The sequence below is a fragment of the Dyadobacter koreensis genome (assembly GCF_900108855.1).
Lineage (GTDB): Bacteria > Bacteroidota > Bacteroidia > Cytophagales > Spirosomataceae > Dyadobacter > Dyadobacter koreensis.
The window spans coordinates 112,743-136,586 of the sequence record NZ_FNXY01000008.1; the positions used below are offsets into that span (position 1 = coordinate 112,743).

Annotated in this window: 25 protein-coding genes; 12 read left to right on the forward strand and 13 right to left on the reverse strand. The window is 40.8% G+C overall.

What is annotated here, in order from left to right; genetic code table 11:
* Window positions 1–130 precede the first annotated feature (130 nt).
* Window positions 131–1,051 (forward strand): glycoside hydrolase family protein, encoded by a 921-nt coding sequence (locus BMY70_RS23850; protein WP_090339127.1) that lies wholly within the window; start codon window positions 131–133, stop codon window positions 1,049–1,051.
* Between the two features lie 11 nt (window positions 1,052–1,062).
* Here the strand turns inward: BMY70_RS23850 and BMY70_RS23855 are convergent, their stop codons facing one another.
* Together BMY70_RS23855 and BMY70_RS23860 are read right to left on the reverse strand one after the other, a co-directional pair.
* Window positions 1,063–1,383, reverse strand: coding sequence for a hypothetical protein (locus tag BMY70_RS23855; RefSeq protein ID WP_090339129.1), 321 nt, complete (start codon window positions 1,381–1,383; stop codon window positions 1,063–1,065).
* Window positions 1,384–1,460: 77 nt separating this feature from the next.
* Window positions 1,461–2,705 (reverse strand): M16 family metallopeptidase, encoded by a 1,245-nt coding sequence (locus tag BMY70_RS23860; protein WP_090339130.1) that lies wholly within the window; start codon window positions 2,703–2,705, stop codon window positions 1,461–1,463.
* Between the two features lie 146 nt (window positions 2,706–2,851).
* Between BMY70_RS23860 and BMY70_RS23865 the strand changes: the two genes are divergently transcribed.
* On the forward strand, window positions 2,852–3,970 hold the full coding sequence (locus BMY70_RS23865) for a tetratricopeptide repeat protein (protein ID WP_090339133.1): 1,119 nt from the start codon (window positions 2,852–2,854) through the stop codon (window positions 3,968–3,970).
* 104 nt (window positions 3,971–4,074) lie between these two features.
* Here BMY70_RS23865 and BMY70_RS23870 read toward each other — a convergent pair whose 3' ends face one another.
* Window positions 4,075–5,220 (reverse strand): amidohydrolase family protein, encoded by a 1,146-nt coding sequence (locus BMY70_RS23870; RefSeq protein ID WP_090339136.1) that lies wholly within the window; start codon window positions 5,218–5,220, stop codon window positions 4,075–4,077.
* A gap of 86 nt (window positions 5,221–5,306) precedes the next feature.
* Complete coding sequence (gene ispF / locus BMY70_RS23875) at window positions 5,307–5,795, reverse strand: 2-C-methyl-D-erythritol 2,4-cyclodiphosphate synthase (protein ID WP_090339139.1); 489 nt, start codon at window positions 5,793–5,795, stop codon at window positions 5,307–5,309.
* A gap of 244 nt (window positions 5,796–6,039) precedes the next feature.
* Here ispF and BMY70_RS23880 point away from each other — a divergent pair, with 244 nt between their 5' ends.
* Window positions 6,040–6,510, forward strand: a complete 471-nt coding sequence (locus BMY70_RS23880) for a Dps family protein (protein ID WP_090339142.1) — start codon at window positions 6,040–6,042, stop codon at window positions 6,508–6,510.
* Between the two features lie 72 nt (window positions 6,511–6,582).
* Here BMY70_RS23880 and BMY70_RS23885 read toward each other — a convergent pair whose 3' ends face one another.
* A complete protein-coding gene (locus BMY70_RS23885) occupies window positions 6,583–7,059 on the reverse strand; it encodes a hypothetical protein (RefSeq protein WP_090339145.1) in 477 nt (158 codons plus the stop codon).
* A 12-nt stretch (window positions 7,060–7,071) separates the two neighbouring features.
* On the reverse strand, window positions 7,072–7,533 hold the full coding sequence (locus BMY70_RS23890; RefSeq protein ID WP_090339148.1) for a hypothetical protein: 462 nt from the start codon (window positions 7,531–7,533) through the stop codon (window positions 7,072–7,074).
* A 344-nt stretch (window positions 7,534–7,877) separates the two neighbouring features.
* Here BMY70_RS23890 and BMY70_RS23895 point away from each other — a divergent pair, with 344 nt between their 5' ends.
* Window positions 7,878–8,534, forward strand: a complete 657-nt coding sequence (locus BMY70_RS23895; protein WP_090339151.1) for an HAD family hydrolase — start codon at window positions 7,878–7,880, stop codon at window positions 8,532–8,534.
* A 78-nt stretch (window positions 8,535–8,612) separates the two neighbouring features.
* On the opposite strand, the gene BMY70_RS23900 is transcribed toward BMY70_RS23895, so the two are convergent.
* The 3 genes from BMY70_RS23900 to BMY70_RS23910 form a co-directional block, all read right to left on the reverse strand.
* Window positions 8,613–10,271, reverse strand: a complete 1,659-nt coding sequence (locus tag BMY70_RS23900; RefSeq protein WP_090339154.1) for a DUF8832 domain-containing protein — start codon at window positions 10,269–10,271, stop codon at window positions 8,613–8,615.
* Window positions 10,268–11,491 carry a hypothetical protein gene (locus tag BMY70_RS23905; protein WP_229209751.1) on the reverse strand — a complete coding sequence of 408 codons (1,224 nt, stop codon included), beginning with the start codon at window positions 11,489–11,491 and terminating at the stop codon, window positions 10,268–10,270. Before BMY70_RS23905 ends, BMY70_RS23900 begins: the two co-directional genes overlap by 4 nt.
* 120 nt (window positions 11,492–11,611) lie before the next feature.
* Window positions 11,612–12,238, reverse strand: a complete 627-nt coding sequence (locus tag BMY70_RS23910; RefSeq protein WP_090339155.1) for a C40 family peptidase — start codon at window positions 12,236–12,238, stop codon at window positions 11,612–11,614.
* 323 nt (window positions 12,239–12,561) lie between these two features.
* Between BMY70_RS23910 and BMY70_RS23915 the strand changes: the two genes are divergently transcribed.
* The 8 genes from BMY70_RS23915 to BMY70_RS23950 all read left to right on the forward strand — a co-directional run bounded on the left by BMY70_RS23915 (window position 12,562) and on the right by BMY70_RS23950 (window position 19,402).
* Window positions 12,562–13,173: a fumarylacetoacetate hydrolase family protein gene (locus tag BMY70_RS23915; RefSeq protein ID WP_090339158.1), complete on the forward strand. Its 612-nt coding sequence runs from the start codon at window positions 12,562–12,564 to the stop codon at window positions 13,171–13,173.
* Window positions 13,174–13,204: 31 nt separating this feature from the next.
* Window positions 13,205–15,157 carry a M23 family metallopeptidase gene (locus tag BMY70_RS23920; protein ID WP_090339161.1) on the forward strand — a complete coding sequence of 651 codons (1,953 nt, stop codon included), beginning with the start codon at window positions 13,205–13,207 and terminating at the stop codon, window positions 15,155–15,157.
* A gap of 2 nt (window positions 15,158–15,159) precedes the next feature.
* Window positions 15,160–15,618 carry a thioredoxin-dependent thiol peroxidase gene (gene bcp / locus BMY70_RS23925; protein ID WP_090339164.1) on the forward strand — a complete coding sequence of 153 codons (459 nt, stop codon included), beginning with the start codon at window positions 15,160–15,162 and terminating at the stop codon, window positions 15,616–15,618.
* Between the two features lie 127 nt (window positions 15,619–15,745).
* Window positions 15,746–16,603: a transketolase gene (locus tag BMY70_RS23930; protein ID WP_090339166.1), complete on the forward strand. Its 858-nt coding sequence runs from the start codon at window positions 15,746–15,748 to the stop codon at window positions 16,601–16,603.
* A 67-nt stretch (window positions 16,604–16,670) separates the two neighbouring features.
* The gene (locus BMY70_RS23935; RefSeq protein ID WP_090339168.1) at window positions 16,671–17,627 is read left to right on the forward strand and encodes a transketolase family protein; all 957 of its coding nucleotides are present in this window, start codon (window positions 16,671–16,673) and stop codon (window positions 17,625–17,627) included.
* Window positions 17,628–17,863: 236 nt separating this feature from the next.
* Entirely contained in the window at window positions 17,864–18,406 is a 543-nt protein-coding gene (locus BMY70_RS23940) for an RNA polymerase sigma factor (RefSeq protein WP_090339171.1), read from the forward strand.
* A gap of 55 nt (window positions 18,407–18,461) precedes the next feature.
* Window positions 18,462–18,902, forward strand: a complete 441-nt coding sequence (locus tag BMY70_RS23945; protein ID WP_090339174.1) for a hypothetical protein — start codon at window positions 18,462–18,464, stop codon at window positions 18,900–18,902.
* A 20-nt stretch (window positions 18,903–18,922) separates the two neighbouring features.
* Window positions 18,923–19,402 carry a hypothetical protein gene (locus BMY70_RS23950; RefSeq protein WP_229209752.1) on the forward strand — a complete coding sequence of 160 codons (480 nt, stop codon included), beginning with the start codon at window positions 18,923–18,925 and terminating at the stop codon, window positions 19,400–19,402.
* Between the two features lie 76 nt (window positions 19,403–19,478).
* On the opposite strand, the gene BMY70_RS23955 is transcribed toward BMY70_RS23950, so the two are convergent.
* The 4 genes from BMY70_RS23955 to hisB all read right to left on the reverse strand — a co-directional run bounded on the left by BMY70_RS23955 (window position 19,479) and on the right by hisB (window position 23,645).
* Complete coding sequence (locus BMY70_RS23955; RefSeq protein ID WP_090339179.1) at window positions 19,479–21,056, reverse strand: SulP family inorganic anion transporter; 1,578 nt, start codon at window positions 21,054–21,056, stop codon at window positions 19,479–19,481.
* Window positions 21,057–21,101: 45 nt separating this feature from the next.
* The gene (gene can / locus BMY70_RS23960; RefSeq protein WP_090339181.1) at window positions 21,102–21,746 is read right to left on the reverse strand and encodes a carbonate dehydratase; all 645 of its coding nucleotides are present in this window, start codon (window positions 21,744–21,746) and stop codon (window positions 21,102–21,104) included.
* Window positions 21,747–21,876: 130 nt separating this feature from the next.
* Complete coding sequence (locus tag BMY70_RS23965) at window positions 21,877–22,152, reverse strand: hypothetical protein (RefSeq protein WP_229209753.1); 276 nt, start codon at window positions 22,150–22,152, stop codon at window positions 21,877–21,879.
* 368 nt (window positions 22,153–22,520) lie between these two features.
* Window positions 22,521–23,645: a bifunctional histidinol-phosphatase/imidazoleglycerol-phosphate dehydratase HisB gene (gene hisB / locus BMY70_RS23970; protein WP_090339187.1), complete on the reverse strand. Its 1,125-nt coding sequence runs from the start codon at window positions 23,643–23,645 to the stop codon at window positions 22,521–22,523.
* Window positions 23,646–23,844: the final 199 nt, after the last annotated feature.

The following is a 23,844-nucleotide window of genomic DNA, read 5'->3' on the forward strand; positions in this document are numbered from 1 at the left end:
AATTCACGGTTTGAGTGTTCCATTCGATAATGATCATTTACGAATTTTGATAGCCTGAATTAGTAAAAAATAGGTACTAATTTACAAAAACTAGCAATGCCAATGATTTATTCGAAAAAGGCTAATATCCATGATGAATAAAAAGTATTATTTCCTTCTTTCGACTGCACTACTGTATGTTGGATGGATTGCTCCATCGGGACTAAAAAATATAAACGATTTTCCATCCGAAATCGTAAACTTTAAACCTTACAAAGATAATCCGCTATTTAAAGGAACTGCCGATTCAACGACTTGGGACGAGCAGATTCGGGAGAGAGGATTTATTTTGAAAGAAGAAAATACCTACTACATGTGGTATACCGGATATACTAAAAGAACGGGGAAACAGATGAAATATCTGGGTCTAGCAACTTCGTCGGACGGCTTGAAATGGACACGTTATCCTGAAAATCCTATTTATAAAGCTAATTGGGTTGAAGATGTTTTCGTCTGGAAATCTGATGGGGTTTATTACATGTTCGCGGAAAGTAAAGACGACATTGCGCGCCTGTTAACTTCCAAGGACAGGATCCATTGGGAAGACAAAGGGGCATTGGATATTCGTTTGAAAAATGGTAATCCGATTTCAAAGGGGCCTTATGGTACTCCAACGGTATGGAAAGAAAGTGGTACCTGGTATTTGTTTTACGAAAGAAATGATGCAGATGTCTGGCTGGCCACATCAAAAGATCTGAAGATTTGGACAAATGTGCAGGACGAGCCTGTGCTCAATTCCGGGCCGGAAGCTTATGATCAATTTGCAGTCGCGTTTAATCAGGTAATCAAATACAAAGGTTCATACTACGCTTACTATCATGCATCTGCTTTTAAAGACTGGCGGGAATGGACAACAAATGTGGCGGTATCAAAGGATTTGATTCACTGGAAAAAGTATGGAGCGAACCCAATTTTGAAAGATAATAAGTCCAGCGGCATTTTGGTAAATGATGGAAAAAATTTCCGGATGTATACCATGCATCCGGAAGTCAATGTTTACTTTCTTAAATAATCGTTAAAAAACTATCTGGCTTTGAGCGTTGCCCGCACCTGATCAAAATCTTTTGTCAGAAAAACTTTATATAACTCTTCTATTTCAATCCAGTTTGCGAATTTTGCCTCGACGTTTTCATCCTCATCTTCATTGAAAATACCGGTAACGGTGAGGTCTTTTTTTGCTTCCAGTGTAACTTCAAAATCCCCGACAAAGATTCCAACCCAGAAGACACCATGTTCGTCATCCATTTCGATCGTCTCAGAGATCGCCCAGCTTACGTCTTCCATGTCGACGTCGTCAACAGAATCGCCCCAGCCTGTTTGTAAATAAGTTTGTGGTAATGTCATTAACCAGCTGTTTAAATTAGAAGTAGAAAAAATTGCCAGAAATACTCCGGTTCAGATAATTTCTGGCAGGTAACTAGTTAAACACTTTCTTCGGCACGGTAATAAAGCGTCGATGCATTTTCCGGTCGCAGAATATTTTTCGCAGCCTCGTGCAAATCTTCCGATTTCATATTCCTGATAATTTCCGCATCATCGTTTGCCCAGTCCACATTTCCCGCGTTCGCAGCAAATGCAAGGTTCATTGCACGATTCAAAAGCTCGACTTCCGAGAATGCCAATGTCGCCTCAGTCTGGTTTTTTACTTTTGTCACTTCTTCGTCCGTGGCACCTGTCGCAACGATTTTACTCAGCAGATATTTAACCGCATCATCAGCTTCTTCCAGTGTGACACCTGGGTTCAGATTTCCCTTAATCAGAAGAAGGCCAGGATCCAGCGAAGATGTAGTGCTTGCGCTGATACTGTTGAAAAGTGGTTTATCTTTCAACAGAGCCTGATAAAGTCGCGATGATTTTCCTCTTCCCAAAATATCACTTAACAAATCGGACGCATAAAATTGGTCTTCATAACGACCCGGCATATGGAAAACTTTAATAAGTGAGTTCAAAGGAACAGCCGCGGAAGTTTCCATGTGACGGGCTACGGTCTGTCTGGGTTCTTTTGGGATGTTGCGAACATAAGGTGCTCCGGCAGGGATTCCGGCAAACCATTTTTTTGCCAATTGTTTTATCTGCTCCAATTTTACGGCACCCGCTACAACCATAACAGCATTATTCGGTCTGTAAAAACGGAAGAAAAAATCCTGAACATCTTCCATAGTAGCACGTTCGATATGTTCGATATCTTTTCCAATTGTCGCCCAGCGGTAAGGATGTTTCTGATAAGCAAGCGGTCGCAGTTTTAGCCACATATCGCCGTAGGGTTGGTTCAGATATCGCTGTTTGAACTCTTCAATCACCACTTTACGCTGAACTTCCAGCACATTTGGATCAAAAGACAAACTTAACATTCTGTCGGATTCCAGCCAAAAAGCTGTTTCAACATTATCGGCTGGAAGTGTGATATAATAATTTGTGATATCAGGTGATGTGAAGGCATTATTTTCGCCTCCTACGGTCTGGACCGGGATGTCATAGTTTGGAATATTTTTTGACCCTCCAAACATCAAATGCTCAAAAAGATGCGCAAAACCGGTACGTTCCTCATCTTCATCCCGCGATCCTACATTATATAAAATATTAACCGCCGCCATCGGCGTCGAGAAATCTTCATGAACATATATTTTCAGACCATTGTCTAGCGTAAAGTGCTCGTAGCGAATCATAAGTATGTCAATAAATAGTAACTGAGGTTGTCTCCTCAAAATAAACAAAAACAGGAGAAACCTGTACGCAGGTTTTGTGGTTATAAACAAAGCTAATGCTCAGGTGGGACTCCACCAAACCATTTACACCGTTATACTTGATAGTCATGAAATTTACGTTGCGTTGCATTTTATTATTCGTTCTGTTTTTTATTTCTTCAAAACCTTCCGAAGCCCAGTTGTTGAACGACGCGGCTTCTCTCAAATTAATTCAAAAAGGACTGGATCATATTTATAATTACGAATATGCAGAAGCGAATGCCATTTTGAATCAGGTAGAAAAAAAATACCCTAATCACCCGGTTTCCTATATTCTGGATTCTTTCGTAATGTACTGGCAATATCTACCGATTAAGGATAATCCGACAAAATCCAAGGAATATGTCGCCAAGCTGAATCAATGTCTGGACGCCATTACGAAGAAATATGGCAAGAACAGCACCGATCCCGAAGCGGTTTTTTATACCATTGTCGCACGTGGCTACATCGCGATGATGTACAATTATAACGGAGAATTGATGAGCGCTGCGGGGGAAGCCAAAAAAGCATACAACGCGCTGATCACCGGTCTGAAATTAACTGAAAAAAATCCGGAGTTTTATTTCACATCCGGGATGTATAATTATTATGTTGAGCTATATCCCGAAGATCACGCAATGGTGAAGCCGTTGATGATTTTCTTTAAAAATGGTGATAAAGCTTTGGGATTAAAACAAGTTGACATAGCTACACGTCATGGAGTTATCACCAGAGCGGAAGCTTGTTTTTATCTGTCTCATATTTATCTGGAGCACGAAACGAACTTTGCAAAAGCGCAGAGTTACTCTCAAAAACTTGTCGACTGGTATCCCAAGAATCAGATATTCAATATGGTTAACACAGAAGCTTTGCTGCTTACCGGGAAATTCGACCAGGCGGAGAAAGGCATGAATATGCTGAAAGCAAACACAAAAGGATTTTATCCGGTTGCTTACAATACTTTTCAGGGGATTATTTATGAAAAGGATGTGAAAAACGATAGCGCAGCGCAAAAATCTTATCTGGCAGCTTTGCGGACACCGCATGACGACCAGTATACCCGCGAATATTATGCAATGTCTTATGCCGGACTGGCACGGATTGCTAACCGCGCCGGGAATAAAAATAAAGCAAAAGAATACTATAAAAAAGCTTTGGAAAAGGCGGAGTACAAGTCGATCGTGAAAGAGGCGAAGGCATTTAAATAGTATTCATCGCAGGTATCAATTATTTATGAAACAGGCTTGTCAGCGTTTATCTGGCAAGCCTGTCTTTTTCTTGTAACCGGGAATTTTGTCAGGTATTCAAAAAATCATTTCGGAAATAGTGACTTATCTAATCCTGGAATGATCGTTAACGCGTTTTTATAATATAGTTTTTTTAAAACTTCGTCCGAAAGTCCCATGCCGTACATACGCCAGAAAGCGTGGTATTTTTTGTGATAGGGGAAATATTCATCTTCGGTTTCCAAAACCCGGAAGTAGGTACTGTATTCAGAAGGCACCCAGCTGTCTTTTCCAAAAAGAACCCGGTCCTGCCATTTATCAAAAAACTTTTTCGCAGCTCTTGGCTGGCGTCCCAGTTCGGCGATCACGGCACCAATTTCAACGTACATATTTGGCAAGGCTGTCATCAGGCTGTCCAGCTTTTTTAGATTATTAGGATACCAGCCCATATGCGCATTAATAAATGTCGTTTTCGGATTATTTTTAAAAATATAATGCTGCTCCGCAATTAGTGAATCAAATGGAACAGGGTCATTTGCGCCGCGGCGACGGCCCGGGTGTGTCTTTAATTCAAGCCAGCGTTCGTTGTAACGATCCATCGGGTCCCAGAAAGAAGGAACGTCCGCGGTATGGATCAATACCGGAATTTTTAATTCACCGCATTTTTTCCAGATAGGACCAAGTCTTGAATCATTCACAGCAACCCGGTTTCCCTTATCATCTTTAATACCGCTGAAACCCAGATTTTTATAGATTTTTAATCCTCTGGCACCCATTTTAATGTCGGCCTCCAACTGTTTTACTGCTTTTTCAGTCCAGTCTTTTTCTCCAAATCCTTTAAATTGAAGGTTAGTAAACAAGGCGATACGCTTCGGTTCGTTTTTCGCTATATTTTCAAGAGAACCTTTCAATGTTGCAGTTCCTTCGCTCCATTCCTGCGACCATCCCCGTCCGCTGAGGTTGATCATGATACCCATATTCAGGCTATCCATTTGAGCGACCAGTGCTTTCAAATCCTGCGTTGGCATCTGATATTGATGGTTATGAACATCAATAAACGGAAATTTTGCCCGTCTGATCTTATGCTCTTCAACTTTTAAAGTTGAAACCGGATCATATTCTTCAAAACCCAAAGGCTGAGGAATCTCCTGTGCAAATGCTTTCCGCGAACAGCAAATTAAAACACTGGCAACTGATAGAAAAAATAGGAGTGAAGGTCTGGATAAGTTCATAGCAAATGTTTTGAGGCGGATTATACCGCAGGTTGGAAACTGGATTGGCGCGGCTCTTATGTTTACTAAACTATTTATCTTGACGATTATTTTTCCGGACGATAAATCAACGCGACGCAGTGCGCCGCAATTCCTTCTTCTCTTCCCACGAAACCCAGATGCTCGGAAGTGGTCGCTTTTATAGAAATATCTTCTTCGGAAACTTTCATCACTGCCGCTAAGCAAGTTTTCATTTCCGGAATATGAGGATTCAGTTTCGGACGTTGCAATACGATAGTAACATCAACATTACCCACTTCGAAACCTTTCTCTCGGATCATTTCCAAGACTTTTGCTAACAACACCTTGCTGTCGACGCCTTTCCACTGAGGATCAGTATCTGAAAAATGATACCCTATATTCCGCATATTGGCAGCTCCAAGCAGGGCGTCACATAATACGTGACAAACTACGTCTGCATCCGAGTGACCTTTTGCTCCATGTGTATGTGGAATTAATATACCCCCAAGCCAAAATGGGCGATCTTCAACTAATTGGTGAACGTCATAACCTTGTCCGATTCGAAAGGGAAACATGCAAAATTGGATTAATTGATAGAGATCGCAAGTTGGTGATTGAAATTGTGAAAGACAACATTGTATATGAAATATCTATCAGACAATAAGCTGCCGGCTGACCCGGGATTTGAGCTATATTTTATCAATTATTTAGCAATCTTTTTGATAAATATGTAAACTGCATAGTCGATATTCTTGTTGTAAAATAGACGGTTTACGGGTATCGAAATCGAGCATTATCTTATCACTTATCACAAAGCGAATGAAAACGAACATCGGGATTTCAGACAGTAACACAGAAGCTGTTGCATTTCAGCTGAACAAATTATTAGCGAATGAATTTGTACTTTATACCAAAACGCGCAATTATCATTGGAACATCGGTGGGATGAATTTCTTCGAATTACATAAATTATTTGAAGGTCAATATGAGCAGATCCAGGTAATTCTGGACGATATTGCCGAACGTATCCGTGCAATCGGACATTATTCAGAAGCCCGTCTGGTCGATATTTTGAAACTTACGGATTTGCTTGAACCGGAATATACCGTGGAGCCAAAAGAACAATTGAATAATCTTTTGAATGACCATGAAACGATCATCCGAATTTTGCGGACACTGATTACTGAATTTGCGGACACATACAAAGATTTGGGATCGAGTGATTACGTAACCGGTTTACTTCGTGAGCATGAAAAAATGGCCTGGATGTTACGCGCTTTTTTGAAATAGATCATAATAAATACAGCAAAAATCCCTGCAATCAGACATTCTGATTGCAGGGATTTTTTATTGGCATTATTATCAACGTCTCGGTAGTGAAATTTCTGTTCTCAGTTTTTCGATTTCTTTCTCCTGACTGGCTGATTTAAAATAATAATATAAACCTGCGATCAAAAATACTTTCGATAAAACAAAAACCGCGATAAAAGCGGGGCGCCACCATTTGTGGACTTTGATATATGTATCGTTTACTTCAACGTTCAGATATTCTTCCTTCTTTTGTTCTGTTCGGGGAATATCATAATAGGTATGCTTTCCTGCTTTTTCAATATCTGTTTTGCTGGCACGAAGCTGAATAATTTCTCTGGTAGCCGGCGGTGGTGGCACTGCATTTTGAAGAAAATATCTCTGGGCATTTCTTTCAAATTCCACGACATACTCTGAAAATTCTGAGCTGGTCAGGATTTGCTGATTAATCTCATGTTGTTCTTCCTCCGTGGCGAAACCCAAGAGGTAAGATTCCAAAACACCACTTTCTATAAAATCCTGCGTATTCAAAGTTTGTATAAATTAAGCGTGAGGAAAGGATTTGAAAAATTCATGAAAAGCTTTTAGCACATCTGACTTCGAGATGTTTAACTTTTCAGCAACTTCTTCCGGAGAAAAACCCTGACGAAAAGCAAGGTCAAAAATTAGCTCCGGTGTTGTTTCCTGTTCTTTGTGAACTCCATCAGCACTGAAAGAACCGATTGTCATCAATTTTCTTTTGGCCTCCACCGCCTTAGACCGGGCCAACTTTATAACGCAAGCTGCGAAAGTAAAAGGGTAACTGTTACAAGACTGTAACAGCGGTGAGGAAAAAACATTGACCAATACTTCCTGGGCTAAGTTTGGCTGAGGAATAATCTGCAAAATAATTCCATAGGCCATAGCGCCATATTTGTCGTAAACTTCCAGCGACGTCATTGGCCCTGTTTGTTTAGCCACAGATGGATGACCGGAATTGTCATTTAAACGTTCAAGTTCGTTCATATAACGCTGATTTTGCGGATAGGGTAAGGTATAATTCAGAAAAGTTGTAATAAAGAAAACCTAATTGTTATTCCGCTGATTATTATATAATTGTAGAAAATGAGATTGTCAGATATTACAAACATATCAGGGCTAAATTAAAAAGTTATATCGATAAATCGGCAACGCTATTAGCAATTTTTTTGCGATAAACTATGATATGTGCTTAATTTCGATTTAAACGGCACAAATTTATTTACAAGTATTTCTACAATCAAAAAATCAAAGTATTTGATTTACTTCGTGAAGTTGTTGACGAAGTAATTTCTATTATTGTTTTAGTTTTTGGTCGTTAAATTTTCAGAATGAAAAAAGAAATTGCAGTCATTTTCGATATGGACGGTGTCATTGTCCATACCAACCCTTACCACTCCATGGCTTTTCGTGCGTTTTTTTCGACCCGGAACCTGGCTCCGACCGACGAGGAATTTGCTCAGCATATGTTCGGGAAAAGCAATAGTTACATCCTAACTCATTTCTTGCAAAGAACAATTGAAGGCGATGAGCTTCGTTTGCTGGAAGATGAAAAAGAAAGTTTGTTCAGAAAAATTTACGAGCCTCATATTGATCCGATTAAAGGCATTATTTCCTTTATTGATGACTTATATAAAAATGGTGTAAAACTCGGTGTTGCAACCTCTGCGCCGCTGGCCAATCTCGAATTGATTATGAGTAAAGTGCCATTACGACAAAAAATGGGGTCCATTCTGGCAAGTGAAAATGTGAAAAAACACAAGCCTGATCCGGAAGTATATCTTACCTCTGCTAAAAATCTCGGCGTCAAGCCGGATCAATGCGTCGTTTTTGAAGATTCCTTTTCAGGTGTTTCTGCCGGATTAAATGCTGGAATGAAAGTAGTTGGTGTGCTGACTTCCCATACCGAAGACGAATTGCCGACGTGCAGTTTTTATATCAATGACTATTCTGAACTTTCGTTTGAGAAAATTGCAGATTTGTTCTGAAAAGAAATTGAAATTTGCAAAGCAAAAGAAGTCAGCTTTTCTCAGTGAAAAGTTGACTTCTTTTGATTTGCCAGAAATCTATAAAGTTGTTGAGTCGGTTACCTGCGCATCAAATGCGCCCGTTAAAACCTGACCATTTCTTTTCACTTGCAGAAAAATCCGGTAACGTCCTTTTTTGGGGAAAGAGTAAGGGAAGGAAATTCGGTTACCGTGCTCCATTCCATTCATGGATCCGCCATCTTGCTTATACATTCCCATTTCCGTCATCAGCGTTTCCTCACGTTCGATCGTGGACATTGCTTTTAATTTGGCAAGATAGCGGTCGATACTATCTTTAAATAAGACAGCCGGTGGCCTGCCGATCAGTTTTGTGGTATCTGTTAATCTGTTTTTGAGCGTTTGTTCGGCTGCCATCGCAAAGGTCCCGGTTGGGTGCAAGTGAATATAAACTGAACCATCCGACCGGAAAACGGCAACATGTCCCATCATCCCGAGATAAGGTTCCGGAAAAGTTGGTGTACCGTCCGGATTAAATACTTCAAAATTTAATAAATATGGTTTTCCTGCTTCGAGAGGGCGATTAGGTTTCCCTTCCCAGATCGCGTAAGAACTGTCTTTAAAAACGGTTTTCGTTCCTGGTTTACCGCAGATCACAACATTTTCATCCATCGGTATTTGTCCCGGCGCATTGATCGGATCCGTAACAACATAAGTATCTTCTTCGGCTGTCCTTTTTAAATCAGCAGAATTCAACGCATGTTCAGGAATATCGACTGTGTCAACAATCGTTTCGGCAAAGCCTGAATACTGTACAATGTCTGCATAGACGAGATATTTTCCTTTGGGTAAATTCGGGAGATAGGATTGAAAAGTTGTACTGTCGACGCGTTCAGGATGCATATGTGCGAAAGCATCCATATTCGGCGTACGAACCAGAAACACGTGCATTAATTTTCCATGATCAGGAATTAGCGTGCTTAATAAAGATCCTCTTTTTCTTTCCAACCAGTCAGTAGTATCAATTTTTAATTCAAAAATCCGCTGATTATCTTCTTTTCGGATGCTGGAAATTCCTCGTAAAGGTTTATACATAAATTCTTTGTAATTCTCTGCCCAGCTATTCCACCAACTGCTTCCTCCATACAGTATCAATGCGCATACCAATGTCGCGATGCCCATGTTTATCCATCTTTTACGTTTTTGTTTCAAAGACAAAACTTCTCCCGGACGTAATAAGCCATCGCTCACACTGGCTCCGATTGCTGTGACCATCAATAAGAACAAAAGAAGTCCAAGAATCGAAAGTCCAATTCCAAGTTCCTTCGGCATTTCTCTTTGCGCAGTTGAAACCGCTACAATGGGAACAATAAATTCACCGTCGCCTTCTTTTCCTGAAATTTTAATCTGAACACTCGAAGAACCGCTTTGCATTAACCAGACGTCACCCTGAAATTGCCCCGGCTGGTTGGGCACTGAAAAAATTTCATCCGACGAAGGCGCTCCCTGATCTCCCGAGCGAAAATAGATCGGACGTACCAATATTTTTCCGGGAGTCCCGGTTTCTACAAAAACACTGATTTTGGCAGTTCCCGGAATAACATCAGGCGGTTTTACGTCAATCAAGACTTTATAAGGTCCGGCCTGTCCTTGCATCAGTACGCCGGAGCTACCGACATGCGCAACAGAAATTCTGGTCGAAACCAGCAGGATGACGATAACGTATAGTAAATTTTTCATCGTTGAATTTTGTTCATCCAGTTTCCCCATTTCAATCCGATTCGTGTAGATATCAGGCAGCTTACCCAGGCTATTGCCAAACCTTTTACAAGTTCAGGCGTTGTTTCCAGCCCCCACGGTGGAAATTTATAGCGAAATTCCCAGTTTGGATTACTTCCAAAATACCAGTAATGACTGCCGAAAACCCAATTTCTGGCATACGGAGATTCAACCAGAAATGTACCGAATGGCCATTGCACGACGAAAAAAGTAAGAAGAAAGGCCGTTGCTAAAATCAGTGCTAATAACCAGTCATTTAGATATGCGAATTTGTTTCTCAGAATATCGGTGAAAATTGCAGGCACAATGAGCAGCAGTGGAAATTTAAATCCCTGATAATGGTCAATGTGATTAATGATCGGACCAAGTTTTGGCTCTGCCGGAAAAAGCGGAATAATCCAGAGTGTCAGCAACATCAGCAATGTATATGTTCCCGCGACGGCAGTAATGGTCCATCTATGTTTTACAGCTTTTCCCAGCGCCATCAGGAAAAATGGGAAAACTACACAGGCGACAACATAAAAATCCGATGTGTGCGTATTTCTGCTTCCCATTTCTTCTGAAAGCAAGGTATACCACATGGTAAGTAAAAAGCCGGCAGAAAGAGAAAACAACCAGAAAAGTATTTTATTTCTAACTTTTTTTCTCGCAGGATTGTCGCTAAAAAAATGTCTGGTCTGGTTTTTCAATGAGATAACACTGATCATCGCGCCGAACTGGACGCTGATGATACCAAGTGCGAGAACAGTATGAGGCGGAGAAAGGATTGTTACATCGAGTCCGTAGGTATTATGCCACCAATCGTCGAAAGGAGCGGAAGTCAGCATCGCGAGTGCGCCCCAAACACAAAATAAAGCTCCGAGAGAGCTGTAAAAAAATCCCCAGACTTTTACGCTTTTTGATTTTTCAACTGGTTTTCCAAGAAAGGTAATTCTTAAAATTTCATATCCTGAAAACAATCCGGATACTATGGCACCCAAATAAATGATCAAATGCGGTGGCGACAGGAGACCGTCGCGACCGATGCTCAGGTGCCAGCAAATGTCCCAGATAAGTCCTGTAATAACACAAAACGAAGAAAAAACAGTCGCATAAATATAAGGCGGGATCTTATCGTTTCCGTGATGCAGCGCTATGACCCGACCGGGGGGATTTGCTGGCGGATCTATTGTCGTTTCCATGCTTAGAAAGGAGGTTGAAGCGTTTCGGGTAGTTGAGAGTAAATTTTAAGATACTGTTAATGATGTACTTAAAAGATATAGGTAAGGTACTACTACTTGATTAATTTCTTAATGATTATTTCAAAAAGGGCGCATCGCCTTCACAAATCTTCCTTTAAAATATGTAGAAAACAGATTGTCTTCGCGGACACCCCGGGATGTTGAAGCATGGATGAAAAAAATCTCGTCTTGGTTGCGTACATCCGTAACAATTCCTGCATGGGACACGTAACCTTCTTTGCCAGCTTCGGGCACAAAAAACAACCAGTCACCCGCTCTTATTTCTTCAATACTTCCAACTTCTGTCCCGAATTCAGACTGTTGCCAGGATATTCGGGGCACTTTTATTCCAATTTCAGAATAAACGGAACAGATAAGTCCAGAGCAGTCTATTCCATTTTTATCATTACCACCAGATCGGTAAGGAGTGCCGGAATAGGTTCGGGCGACTTCAACGACCTGTGGAATTTCTTTGGAATAATTTCCGGCTGGACGGGTGTAGGTTGGTTTGGCAGGTGCAGTTCGTGCTGCCGTGGCGGGGCGCCGGCCTGCGGGTGTTGCCGGTCTTCTATTGGCAGTTGTTGGTGGTTTCCGCTTTTGAGCTGTTGGGGCAGGACTTTTTCGTAAGGTATCGCAGGAAAATAGTATAAAGGATAAGACGAAAAGGCAAATCGTTGAAATGAAAGAAAAGGAAATCTGCTTCTTCATGAATTACTTTTTGTTGATTAACTAAACGGCACAGCCAGGAATGTCACTGTGAAGACGTATTATTTCACAAAATGTTACTTGATATAATGACTTCACCTATACAAATAACGCTACTTTCAACAAAAATTGTAGGATCGATTCAGGAAATGGCGCGAAAGAATTACATAATTAGTTGAGCTTCAAATTTTATCCATCTTTGACAATATTAAAAAATGACCGAAATATTATGTGACTGCGCGCTTTGTCAGTAGTTTTGTCATTGACCAGATTTATTTATTGAATAATTTCTGATACCACTATCTATAAATCTCAAATCATTTTTAATGAAAATTATTTGTGTAGGCCGTAATTACGCGGATCATATTGAAGAACTTAATAATGCCCGTCCAGATGCGCCGGTTATTTTCCTGAAGCCGGAAACCGCTCAGATCCGTGCAGGAGAGCCTTTTTTCTATCCTGATTTTTCAAAAGATGTTCACTACGAAGTTGAATTGGTTGTTAAAATAAACCGTGTTGGCAAGAACATTGAAGAGCGATTCGCTCATAAATATTACGATGAAATCGGTGTTGGAATTGATTTTACGGCCCGCGATTTACAATCTGAACTAAAAGGCAAAGGCTTGCCCTGGGAGCTTGCAAAAGCATTTAACGGTTCTGCCCCAGTATCTGAATTTGTCCCGATTTCCGAATTTGAAGATATTCAGAATATCAATTTTAGCCTGGAACTGAACGGCGAAACGCGCCAGAGCGGGAATTCTTCCATGATGTTATATCGTATCAATTATCTGATCTCATTTGTCTCAAAATATTTTATGTTGAAAAAAGGAGATCTGATATTTACTGGAACGCCGAAAGGTGTCGGACCTGTGCAAATCGGGGATCGTTTGACGGCATACATAGAAGGTAAAAAACTTTTGGAGTTGGGAGTGAAGTAGGGAAAAAGTTAATTTATCAGACTCATTTTGCATGTTAAATAATCATCTGGCGATCTTACGGACCGGTTTCTTATTCTTTTTATTTTCAGGCATAATTTCTCCCGCTTCGGCTCAGAAACAATCATATCCCAAAGGATATTATCAGTTTCCGATCCGGCCGGGTCTGTCAAATTCTTTGGCGGGCGGTTTGGGAGATTTACGCACCAATCATTTTCATGCAGGCGTAGATATCCGGACACAGCAAGTGGAAGGTCTGCCTGTATATGCAGCAGCGGAAGGTTATGTTTTTAAAGTTGCCGTGCAGCGGTCAGGATATGGCAATGTGATTTATTTGCGGCATCCCAATGGACAAACGACAGTTTATGGGCATTTGCAGAAGTTCAGTGATTCTCTGGCAGCCTACGTCCGTAACGAGCAATATAAAAAGCAGACATTCGAAATTGACCTTTTTCCTGAACCAGGAAAATATGCTTTCAGAAAAGGAGAACTGATTGCACTGTCAGGAAATACCGGTGGTTCGGCGGGACCGCATTTGCATTTTGAAATCCGGGATTCCAGGGACAATTATCTGAATCCGCTTTTCTTTGGTTTTAATGAGATCAAAGACGTTACGCCGCCTAAGTTTGTAGCTCTCGCTGTTCGTCCTTTGGATATTAATGGACGTGTCAATGGTAAGTTCGACAGACAAGCCTATTCTCCGGTTCGTCAAAAAGACGGAACGTTCGTAATTCCGGCAACGATTACCGCATCAGGAATGATTGGTCTGGAATTGATGGCACATGATATGATGACGGGAACTGGTTTTCGATATGGCTTGCAGTGCATTGAAATCAAGATGGATGACAATGAAGTTTTCGCATACAACATGGAAATTTTTCCGAATGCGGCAACCCGTGACTATAACAACCTGATCGATTACGAAACAGAACAGGAAACAGGGCAGCGCTATTTAAAATGTTATGTTCCTGACGGAAATGTGTTTAATCTATACAAAACAGGCGCTTATAAAGGCAAAATTTTTATTGCAGATACCCTTGTTCATCAGGTGAAGATCAAAGTTTTTGATTCTTACGAAAATTCTTCTGTTTTAGTTTTTAAGATTAAAGGAGAAACAGAAAGTCAGCCGTTGCCGCTTTACGATACCGAAGTGAAACCAGAATGGATTCAGACTGAAATTAGTGGAAATACTTTGAAAGTCAGGGCTAAATATTACAGAAGTCCATTGCCTCTGGCAACTTTTTATGTCGATGGAAAAGAGGTAAAAAAGTCTCCTGATTTGTATGAAAACGAGTCGGCTGTTTTTCTTGCTGATTTAAGGGAATATATGCCGGATTCGGTTCAGATTGGTAACACAATGGCAAGAACTTACCTGCGCGCTAAAATCTCTCCGGGCAGAATTGCCAGCTATAAAGGCAACCGTTGGTCGATCGATTTTCAGGAGACAAGTTTGTTTGATACGTTGTATATTACAGGTCAGCAAAATTATAATGCCTTGACAGTTAATGACAAAGGCACACCGCTTCGTGACAACATAACGATTACGTTCAGACCGGAAGAAACTCCGGCAAATAAGGACAGAAGCGGAATTTATCGCTATACAGGTTACAGTTACCGCTATCTGGGCGGAGTGTGGAAAGGAGACGAGATCACTTTTAAAACAAAAGAGCTGGGCACGTTTGTGATCCAGAAAGACACTATTCCGCCAAGGGTGCGACTGGTTGAGCATAGTAAAAAAAGAGTCCGGGCTTATATTGGCGACGGGATGTCTGGTATCGATCGTTTCACTGCATTGATCAATGATCAGTGGATTTTGATGAACTATGAAGCCAAGACCGGATTGATATGGTCGGAGAAACTGGATGAAACACAACTTTTCGAGGGAGAACTAACACTTGAAGTGACAGATGGCGCCGGAAATAGTACTATCTTGCAAACTGATTTAGTTGAACCGGTGATCGCACCTAAAAAACGAAAACGAAAATAATTATGGCACTTCAGACGGGTGATCCCGCTCCGGAAATTTTGGCAAAAGACCAGAGCGGAAACGAAGTAAAACTTTCCGATTTCAAAGGTAAAAAAGTAATTCTTTATTTTTATCCAAAAGACGATACCCCGGGCTGTACGGCTCAGGCATGTAATCTTCGTGATAATTACGATTCACTTTTAAGTAAGGGTTACACAGTTCTGGGAGTCAGTGTGGATGATGAAAAGTCGCACCAGAAATTTATCAAGAAGTTTGATCTGCCATTTCCATTGTTAGCTGATACTGATCATACGATTGTAGAAGCATATGGGGTTTGGGTAGAAAAAAGCATGTATGGCAGAACTTATATGGGGACAGCACGTACAACTTTCGTCATAGATGAAAACGGGATTATTTCCGAGATTATTCAGAAAGTGGATACAAAGAACCATACTGATCAAATTTTGAGTAAAAATGACTAATTAAAAGTCAACTATTAATAATTTTTAATCCGTAATTCGCCTCTCTTTGCATGATCCATATCATGATCGGGATAGCGGAAGTTTAATCCAGCTGTATTACGCTCCAATAAAAAATAATAATCGAGAAATGGAAATTGAACAATTAGAAAAAGTTGCAGCACAAGTTCGTCGGGATATCGTTCGCATGGTACATGGTTGCCAGTCGGGACACCCGGGAGGATCTCTGGGTTGCACAGATCTGTTAGTTGCGTTGTATTTCGAACGCATGAAATTAAAAGAAGAAGACGGTAAACCCGTTTTTGACATGGATGGAAAAGGAGAAGATCTTTTCTTCCTTTCAAATGGTCACATTTCTCCGTTGTTGTACAGTGTTTTGGCTCGTAAAGGCTATTTCCCTGTACCTGAACTGGCAACATTCCGTAAGTTGAATTCCAGACTTCAGGGACACCCGACTCCACATGAGCATCTGGAAGGTATTCGTATCGCTTCCGGTTCATTAGGACAAGGAATGTCTGTTGCAATTGGTGCGGCACTTTCTAAGAAATTGAACAAAGATGATAGTCTTGTTTACGTCCTGATGGGCGATGGCGAGCAGCAGGAAGGCCAAGTTTGGGAAGCGGCTATGTTTGCGCCTCACCACAAAGTTGACAACCTGATTGCGATCATAGACTTAAACGGTCAGCAAATTGACGGTCCGACAGCAAAAGTTATGGACAACCGTGATCTTGGTGCAAAATACGAAGCATTCGGTTGGGAAGTAATGGAAGTGGAAGAAGGAAACGATATGGCTGCTGTTGTAAAGGCACTTTACGAAGCGAAAAGCAAAGCCGGACATGCGAAACCAATTATGATTCTTCTTCATACCGGAATGGGTTATGGTGTTGACTTCATGATGGGAAGCCACAAATGGCACGGTGTTGCGCCAAACGACGAACAATTGGCAGCAGCATTGGCGCAGTTGGAAGAGTCGATGGGGGATTATTGAGATTGCAGATCCTGATAACTTACCCGTTGATGTCCATTTATTTGATAAATATTAGAAAACATTCATAATGAAAAAATACACCTTCACCGAAAAAAAGGATACCCGTTCGGGCTTTGGCGCCGGGATGCATGAACTTGGACAGAAGAATCCAAACGTGGTTGCACTTTGTGCTGACCTTGTTGGTTCTTTGAAACTGGAACCTTTCATCAAAGAAAATCCTGAAAGATTTGTTCAGTGTGGTATCTCAGAGGCAAACATGATCAGTGTTTCAGCTGGTTTGACTATCGGTGGTAAAATTCCTTTTGCAACAACTTTTGCCAACTTCGCTACGGGCCGTGTTTATGACCAAATCCGTCAGAGCGTTGCTTATTCTGGTAAAAACGTGAAAATTTGTGCTTCTCACGCAGGTCTTACTTTGGGAGAAGATGGTGCAACCCACCAGATCCTTGAAGATATCGGGATGATGAAAATGCTTCCTGGTATGACGGTAATCAATCCTTGCGATTACAACCAGACAAAAGCTGCAACGATCGCGATCGCGGATTACGACGGGCCTGTGTATTTACGTTTTGGTCGTCCGGTTATTCCAATTTTCACAGACGCTGACCAGGTATTTGAAATTGGAAAAGCATGGATGGTAAACGAAGGAACGGATGTTAGTATCTTTGCCACAGGCCATATGGTTTGGGAAGCGATCCAGGCTGGTGAGCAGTTGGAAGCGGAAGGTATCAGCGCCGAAATTATCAATATCCATACAATCAAACCGCTTGATGAAGAAGCAATTCTGAAATCAATTGCAAAAACTCGTTGCGCTGTTACTGCTGAAGAGCATAACCGCATCGGTGGACTAGGAGACAGTGTTGCACAGGTAATCGTGAAAAATGACCTTGTTCCTCAGGAATATGTTGCCGTAAATGACAGTTTCGGAGAAAGTGGAACACCTGCTCAATTGATGGAAAAGTACGGTCTGACAGCTGCGGACATCGTTGCAGCTGCCAAACGTGCAATCGCTAAGAAAAAATAATATCGGTCATAGGGTAATTTAAACTTACCATTGGAACCGGAATACCTTTGAGTCTTGTATATAAGTAAGATAACATTCTACTTATGTACAAGACTCGAATTTTATTTGCCCTGAACAAAAAAATAAACTATTATTGATTTTTAGAGAGATCAATAACCACCATTGTATTTTGAAAAGGTAAAGATCGTTTTAGGTTTAACCCTTTTATCAAACAATCAGACTAGGACTGAGTATAAATGTCTGACGAAGAATTATTAGCATTATTTGAAAATCCCGAAACGCGGAGAAACGCTTTCAATCAACTGGTGCGCAAGTATCAGCAAAAAGTCTATTGGCTGGTACGCAAAATGGTGGTCGACCATGATGATGCTAACGATATAACCCAGGATGTATTTATCAAGGCGTGGACCGCATTGGAAAATTTTAGAGGAGATTCTAAGTTTTATACCTGGCTGTATCGTATAGCAAGCAACGAAGCAATTAATTTTTTGAATAAAAAACGAAAACGTTTCTTTGTGCCAATTTATGATGTTGAAAACGAATTAAGCGAAAAACTGGAAGCAGATCCGTTGATAAGTGGAGATGCAATCCAGCTTAAATTGCAAAAGGCATTATTAAAATTGCCTGAAAAACAGCGACTTGTATTCAATTTGAAATATTACGAAGAGTTGCCTTATGAAGAGATATCAGAGATTACGGGAACATCGGTCGGAGCGTTGAAAGCATCTTACCATTGGGCTGTTAAAAAAATAGAAGACTTTTTAAACGAAACAGATTAAACCATTTGTAAGTCATTAAGTCAAAGATTAGTAAGACAAAGAAACACGTATAGTCATGGACAAAAAGCACATACGGTTAGATGATCTAAAAAAGGAAACGCCTTTTGCAGTACCTGATGGCTATTTTGAAAATTTACCCCAAATCATTCAGTCGAGAATACCTAATGAAGTTGCTCGTAAGCCATTAATTCAATGGAACTGGCAGAGGTCTGCCGGCTTGGTGGCTGCAATGAGTTTTTTACTTGTTATGGTGTGGGTAACTTTCCCGGAACGTCAGGGATCCCTTGGACAGGAACCGCTTAGTTCAATCAGCGACGCTTCCATTGTGACGTATCTGGAAGATCAGAATATCAGTTACTATGATTTGAGCGAACATCAGGTGGTGCAGAAAGCTTTCGATACAGATTCGACTGTTATGTATTATCTCGATGGTTTGGACGAAGATTTTATCCGCCAGCAAATTATTGAATCAGGTTCCGCCTCCGAAAAAATTTGACATTTAATGACCTAAAAGAAATGAACCCATTACAAAAGAAAACCAACGTTAAGATATTGAGTTTAATGTTGCTGTTTACGCTCTTTTCAACAGCCACGGCTTTGGCGCAGCGTCCGTCGGGAGAGGAAATGCAGAAAATTCAGGATGCTAAAATTGCGATTATTACCAATAGACTGAATTTATCGCCTGAACAAGCCACAGGTTTTTGGCCGGTTTATAATGAGTATTCTCAGAAGAGAAAAGACATTCATCGGGCACAGCGCAAAATTATCAATGATAAGAAAGCCGAAGGTAAAACAGATGATCAGGTTTTGAATAATTTAAAGGAAGTTCAAGAGCTTAAACAAAAAGAGCTTGACCTTGAAAAAGAATACCAAAATCGATTTTTAAAGGTTATTTCCGCGAGTCAGGTTATTGAGTTGTACAAAGCAGAGCGAACATTTAACGATATGCTTATTCAGCGTCTGAAACAAAGGAAAGAGCAAAAATCTAACGAATAAAGTATTCTGCAAAAAATAATCCCCGCAATTGACTAGTCTTTTGCGGGGATTTTTAGTTTGTAACGAAGTTCTCGATTTAGTGTCCGCCAACCGAAGCAACGGACTCAATACCTCTGGTTTCTACAATTATATTTTTTGCCGGAGCGCCATGTTTTCTAAATTCCTGGATAATTTCAAGAACGTCATAGTCTATACTCATCGACTTGGAGCCATCAATAATCACCTTCGAATTTTCGGGCAGATGGTCTAACGTATGCCCTATGCTTCCCTTGTTCAGAAATGTAACTTCCTCGGAAAGAACGATCGTGATGATGTCTCCGTCTTTATATTCTTCTTTCTTGTAGTGGTAAGAATGTTTGTAGTTCTTTCTCAGAATAAAATATATCGCAACTACCATACCGATTGCAATCCCCTTCAATAAGTCAGTGCTTAAAATGGCAATAATTGTTACAATAAAAGGGATAAACTGCTCCTTGCCTAACTTGTACATACCGCTGTAAAGCTGGACTTTTGATAATTTATAACCTACCAATAACAACACCGCCGCTAAAGACGCCAGAGGGATATAATTCAGGAATTTTGGTATAAAAATAGCGGAAAGAAGTAAAATCGAACCATGTGTTATGGTTCCCATTTTTGTTCTCGCCCCTGATTCAATATTGGCAGAGCTACGGACGATTACCTGTGTAATTGGTAATCCGCCGATTAGTCCGGAAACCATATTACCGATTCCCTGTGCCTTCAATTCACGGTTGGTTGGTGTATTACGTTTATATGGATCAAGTTTGTCGGTAGCTTCAACTGAAAGTAAAGTTTCAAGGCTGGCTACAATGGCGAGTGTAAAGGCCACAGTATATACTTCGACTTTGTTGATTGCGGTAAAATCCGGAGATTTGAAGAAACTGATAAACTCAGATGCGCTAGACGCTACCGGAAGCTGAACCAGATGTTCACCGCTCAGCGCAATCGAGGGAAAGAAATTGATAAACACCGCGTTTAAGACAATTCCGATCAGAACTACGAACAGCGCGCCAGGTAAAAACTTGAAGAGCTGAATTCTTTTCATGAAAGGTCTGTCGAACAGGAGGAGGAGTCCAAGTGAAATGGCCGAAATGATGATAGCACCGGTACTGCTATACCTGATTGCATTAAATACCTCGGTAAACGTATTCTGGCCGTCTTTCTGACTAAAAGCTTCATCGCCCATGAAGTCAGCATCGTAACCGAATGCGTGAGGTATTTCCTTTAAGATCAGCGTTATCCCGATAGCTGCCAACATTCCCTTTATGACAGAGGACGGAAAATAATAACCGATAATCCCAGCATTTAAAAATCCGGCAAGAAGTTGTATTGCGCCTGCCAGTACGACGGCAAGCAAAAAGGCCTCGAAACTGCCAAGTGTTTCAATGGCAGTCAACACAATCACGACAAGTCCGGCAGCCGGGCCTGATACGCCAAGCGAGGAGCCGCTCAAACTACCTATAACGATTCCTCCGATCACACCGGAAATTATTCCCGAAAACAATAGATCAGGCCGTCCGGTCGATGCCAGAGCTACACCCAGACAAAGCGGCAGCGCAACCAGATAAACGACCAATCCTGCTGGGAAATCGTATTTAAGATTTGAGAACAGATTATTCTTATTAGCTGACATAGAGATTATTCGAAGAATAAAAAACGTTTATTTTATAGCTTAAAATTACAGAACCTCAGTTTCCATACGATAAACATCTTCGATGTCTTCGTTATTCTCGATTGTCAGTCCAAGGTCTGTCAGAACGCCGTCTTTTACATCGTAAACAATTCCATGAACCTGAAGTGATTTTCCATTTGCCCAGGCATTCTGTACGATCGAAGTTTTGGTTAAGCCATAAACCTGTTCCTGAACGTTCAGTTCAACGAGCCGGTCGCTTTTTTTACCTGGATCTTCGATGGCATTCAATTCATCTTTATGCAAGCGATATACGTCTTTGATATGACGAAGCCAATTGTCAATCAGACCTACCTGTTTGTGCCCCATAGCCGCATTGACGCCGCCGCAACCATAATGACCGCAAACAATAATGTGTTTTACTTTTAAAACGTTGACAGCGTAATCTAATACACTTAACATGCTAATGTCTGTGTGTATTACCATATTCGCAATATTTCTATGTACGAATATATCTCCTGGAAATGTTCCTGTAATCTCATTTGCCGGCACCCGGCTGTCGGAACAGCCGATCCATAAAAACTGTGGCGACTGGCCTGCCGCTAGATTGTTAAAAAAATCCGGGCTACGTTTTTTTGTTTGCTCGACCCATTTTTTATTGTTGTCGAAAAGCTGATGATATGAACTGTTCATGATTGTCTAAGTAATTATCGTTGAAAAAGTTACAGCATGGAGCTGAAAAAGAAGACTGATGCCGATCTGGAAGAAGGCATAAACCTTACCGACATTTAAAGAATGTCAGCGCGTTAAATCGATAAGAAACTTAGCTTAATTCGGGTGGGGGAGATAGGAGATTTCTATAAATCTCATTTTCAAAACCTACGGTATACGAAAAAGCAGTTTGAAGAACAACCGCCGCCGTAGAGTGATGTAGAGAAACGCGATGATCGACCAATAACTGATCGTCTATCATTTTTTCAGCTTCTTCGGTATTTTCATTATCGCAAGTGCCTGAATCACATATAACTTTTGCCTTTTCCTTTGCCAACAGAAGACTAGCAGCATCTGTGGCTTTACAGATGAGAAAGGTCGTTAGCAATATCAGACAAAGTGTTTTTAGCAAAACTTACAGACAATGATGGTTAAATAAATCAACAGAGATTACCGCTTAAACGTTCGAAGTGTCCCATTGGTATACCAAATTTATCGAATTGATATTTTTTTGCCAAATTTTGGACGCTTCGATATAAAAAAAGGGAGTTTGAAAAACTCCCTTTTATATCAAGGCTTATAGCTTTTTTCGTGATTCTCTAACCAGCGTCCAACCAGAAACGCTGACCCCAACAGAACCACATAAAAAACTATCATTATAATCGTCATGAACATAATAATATCTGATTAAGCGTAATTGAATATGAACAAAATTAAAGAAAAAAAGTAAATGCCTGACCAGCTTCCTCTAAAAAATTATAAAACTCCTTTGGTAGAGGGCATAAAATCAAGCGCTTTCAGGTCGCGGCGAACAGCCATTTTAATTGCTTTCGCAAAACCCTTAAAGATCGATTCGATTTTATGATGCTCATTTTGGCCTTCAACTTTGATATTCAGGTTTGATAACGAAGTATCAGAAAAAGATTTAAAAAAATGGAAGAACATCTCTGTCGGCATTTCTCCAATTTTTTCTCTCTTGAATTCGGCATCCCATACAATCCATGGGCGGCCAGAAAAATCGATTGCAACCTGTGCCAGCGCTTCATCCATCGGTAATAAAAATCCGTAGCGACTGATCCCACGTTTGTCTCCGATAGCAATTCGATAAGCCTCACCCAAAGCCAGTGCCGTGTCTTCAATCGTATGATGTTCATCGATATGAAGATCACCTTCTACATGAATTGTCAGGTCAGCTCCGGAATGTCTTGCCAATTGGTCAAGCATATGGTCAAAAAATCCAAGTCCGGTATGAATTTCAGATCTTCCGCTCCCGTCAAGATTCAGGTCAATCGTAATCTGGGTTTCTTTCGTATTTCTTTGTACTGAGGCCGTTCTCGCCGGTAATTTCAGGTGTTCATAAATAGCGTCCCAGTCCGTTGAAACATACGAGACGGCTGATTTCATTTCTTGTGATACACCATCTTTCGCAAGTTCCGAACCAATAAATATTGCTTTCGAACCCAGATTTACCGCCAGTTGAACATCCGTAAGACGATCTCCGATTACATAACTGTTAGCGAGATCATATTCCTCAGAGAAATAGGAGGTCAGCATGCCGATTCCGGGCTTTCTTGTTGGCAGGTTGTCTTCCGGAAAACTTCTGTCGATGTGTACCGCCGTAAACTCGATGTTTTCTCCTTTTAATGTTTGAAGCATTTTATTTTGCGCCGGCCAAAAGGTGTCTTCCGGAAAAGAACCTGTTCCAAGTCCGTCCTGGTTAGTAACCATAACCAATTCATAATCGGTCTCTTCTGCTATTTTTCGAAGATTGGAAATTGCTTTTGGTAAAAATTCCAGTTTTTCAAGTGAATCAACCTGGAAGTCTGTTGGTGGCTCGACGATAATCGTTCCGTCGCGATCAATAAATAATACTTTTTTCATTAAAATAGGATACTAAGGCTCAAACGATTTGATACAAATTGGGGTAAAGGAAAAAGGCCGCTGCCTGTTATCCGCCACGAAGTTCGTAAACTAGCGTTTAAATTAAAAGAAACTGCGGTGGCTGCTTAGTATTGATAGAGTAATTTTGTTGATATTGGGAATGTGTAACAACACAAGTTGATTATAAATTTGTATTAAC

Excerpts from the sequence above, each read along its gene's own strand:
- BMY70_RS23850 (WP_090339127.1), top strand. The coding sequence starts at position 131 with ATGATGAATAAAAAGTATTATTTCCTTCTTTCGACTGCACTACTGTAT.
- BMY70_RS23855 (WP_090339129.1), bottom strand. The coding sequence starts at position 1,383 with ATGACATTACCACAAACTTATTTACAAACAGGCTGGGGCGATTCTGTT.
- BMY70_RS23860 (WP_090339130.1), bottom strand. The coding sequence starts at position 2,705 with ATGATTCGCTACGAGCACTTTACGCTAGACAATGGTCTGAAAATATAT.
- BMY70_RS23865 (WP_090339133.1), top strand. The coding sequence starts at position 2,852 with ATGAAATTTACGTTGCGTTGCATTTTATTATTCGTTCTGTTTTTTATT.
- BMY70_RS23870 (WP_090339136.1), bottom strand. The coding sequence starts at position 5,220 with ATGAACTTATCCAGACCTTCACTCCTATTTTTTCTATCAGTTGCCAGT.
- ispF (WP_090339139.1), bottom strand. The coding sequence starts at position 5,795 with ATGTTTCCCTTTCGAATCGGACAAGGTTATGACGTTCACCAATTAGTT.
- BMY70_RS23880 (WP_090339142.1), top strand. The coding sequence starts at position 6,040 with ATGAAAACGAACATCGGGATTTCAGACAGTAACACAGAAGCTGTTGCA.
- BMY70_RS23890 (WP_090339148.1), bottom strand. The coding sequence starts at position 7,533 with ATGAACGAACTTGAACGTTTAAATGACAATTCCGGTCATCCATCTGTG.
- BMY70_RS23895 (WP_090339151.1), top strand. The coding sequence starts at position 7,878 with ATGAAAAAAGAAATTGCAGTCATTTTCGATATGGACGGTGTCATTGTC.
- BMY70_RS23900 (WP_090339154.1), bottom strand. The coding sequence starts at position 10,271 with ATGAAAAATTTACTATACGTTATCGTCATCCTGCTGGTTTCGACCAGA.
- BMY70_RS23905 (WP_229209751.1), bottom strand. The coding sequence starts at position 11,491 with ATGGAAACGACAATAGATCCGCCAGCAAATCCCCCCGGTCGGGTCATA.
- BMY70_RS23910 (WP_090339155.1), bottom strand. The coding sequence starts at position 12,238 with ATGAAGAAGCAGATTTCCTTTTCTTTCATTTCAACGATTTGCCTTTTC.
- BMY70_RS23915 (WP_090339158.1), top strand. The coding sequence starts at position 12,562 with ATGAAAATTATTTGTGTAGGCCGTAATTACGCGGATCATATTGAAGAA.
- BMY70_RS23920 (WP_090339161.1), top strand. The coding sequence starts at position 13,205 with ATGTTAAATAATCATCTGGCGATCTTACGGACCGGTTTCTTATTCTTT.
- bcp (WP_090339164.1), top strand. The coding sequence starts at position 15,160 with ATGGCACTTCAGACGGGTGATCCCGCTCCGGAAATTTTGGCAAAAGAC.
- BMY70_RS23930 (WP_090339166.1), top strand. The coding sequence starts at position 15,746 with ATGGAAATTGAACAATTAGAAAAAGTTGCAGCACAAGTTCGTCGGGAT.
- BMY70_RS23935 (WP_090339168.1), top strand. The coding sequence starts at position 16,671 with ATGAAAAAATACACCTTCACCGAAAAAAAGGATACCCGTTCGGGCTTT.
- BMY70_RS23940 (WP_090339171.1), top strand. The coding sequence starts at position 17,864 with ATGTCTGACGAAGAATTATTAGCATTATTTGAAAATCCCGAAACGCGG.
- BMY70_RS23945 (WP_090339174.1), top strand. The coding sequence starts at position 18,462 with ATGGACAAAAAGCACATACGGTTAGATGATCTAAAAAAGGAAACGCCT.
- BMY70_RS23950 (WP_229209752.1), top strand. The coding sequence starts at position 18,923 with ATGAACCCATTACAAAAGAAAACCAACGTTAAGATATTGAGTTTAATG.
- BMY70_RS23955 (WP_090339179.1), bottom strand. The coding sequence starts at position 21,056 with ATGTCAGCTAATAAGAATAATCTGTTCTCAAATCTTAAATACGATTTC.
- can (WP_090339181.1), bottom strand. The coding sequence starts at position 21,746 with ATGAACAGTTCATATCATCAGCTTTTCGACAACAATAAAAAATGGGTC.
- hisB (WP_090339187.1), bottom strand. The coding sequence starts at position 23,645 with ATGAAAAAAGTATTATTTATTGATCGCGACGGAACGATTATCGTCGAG.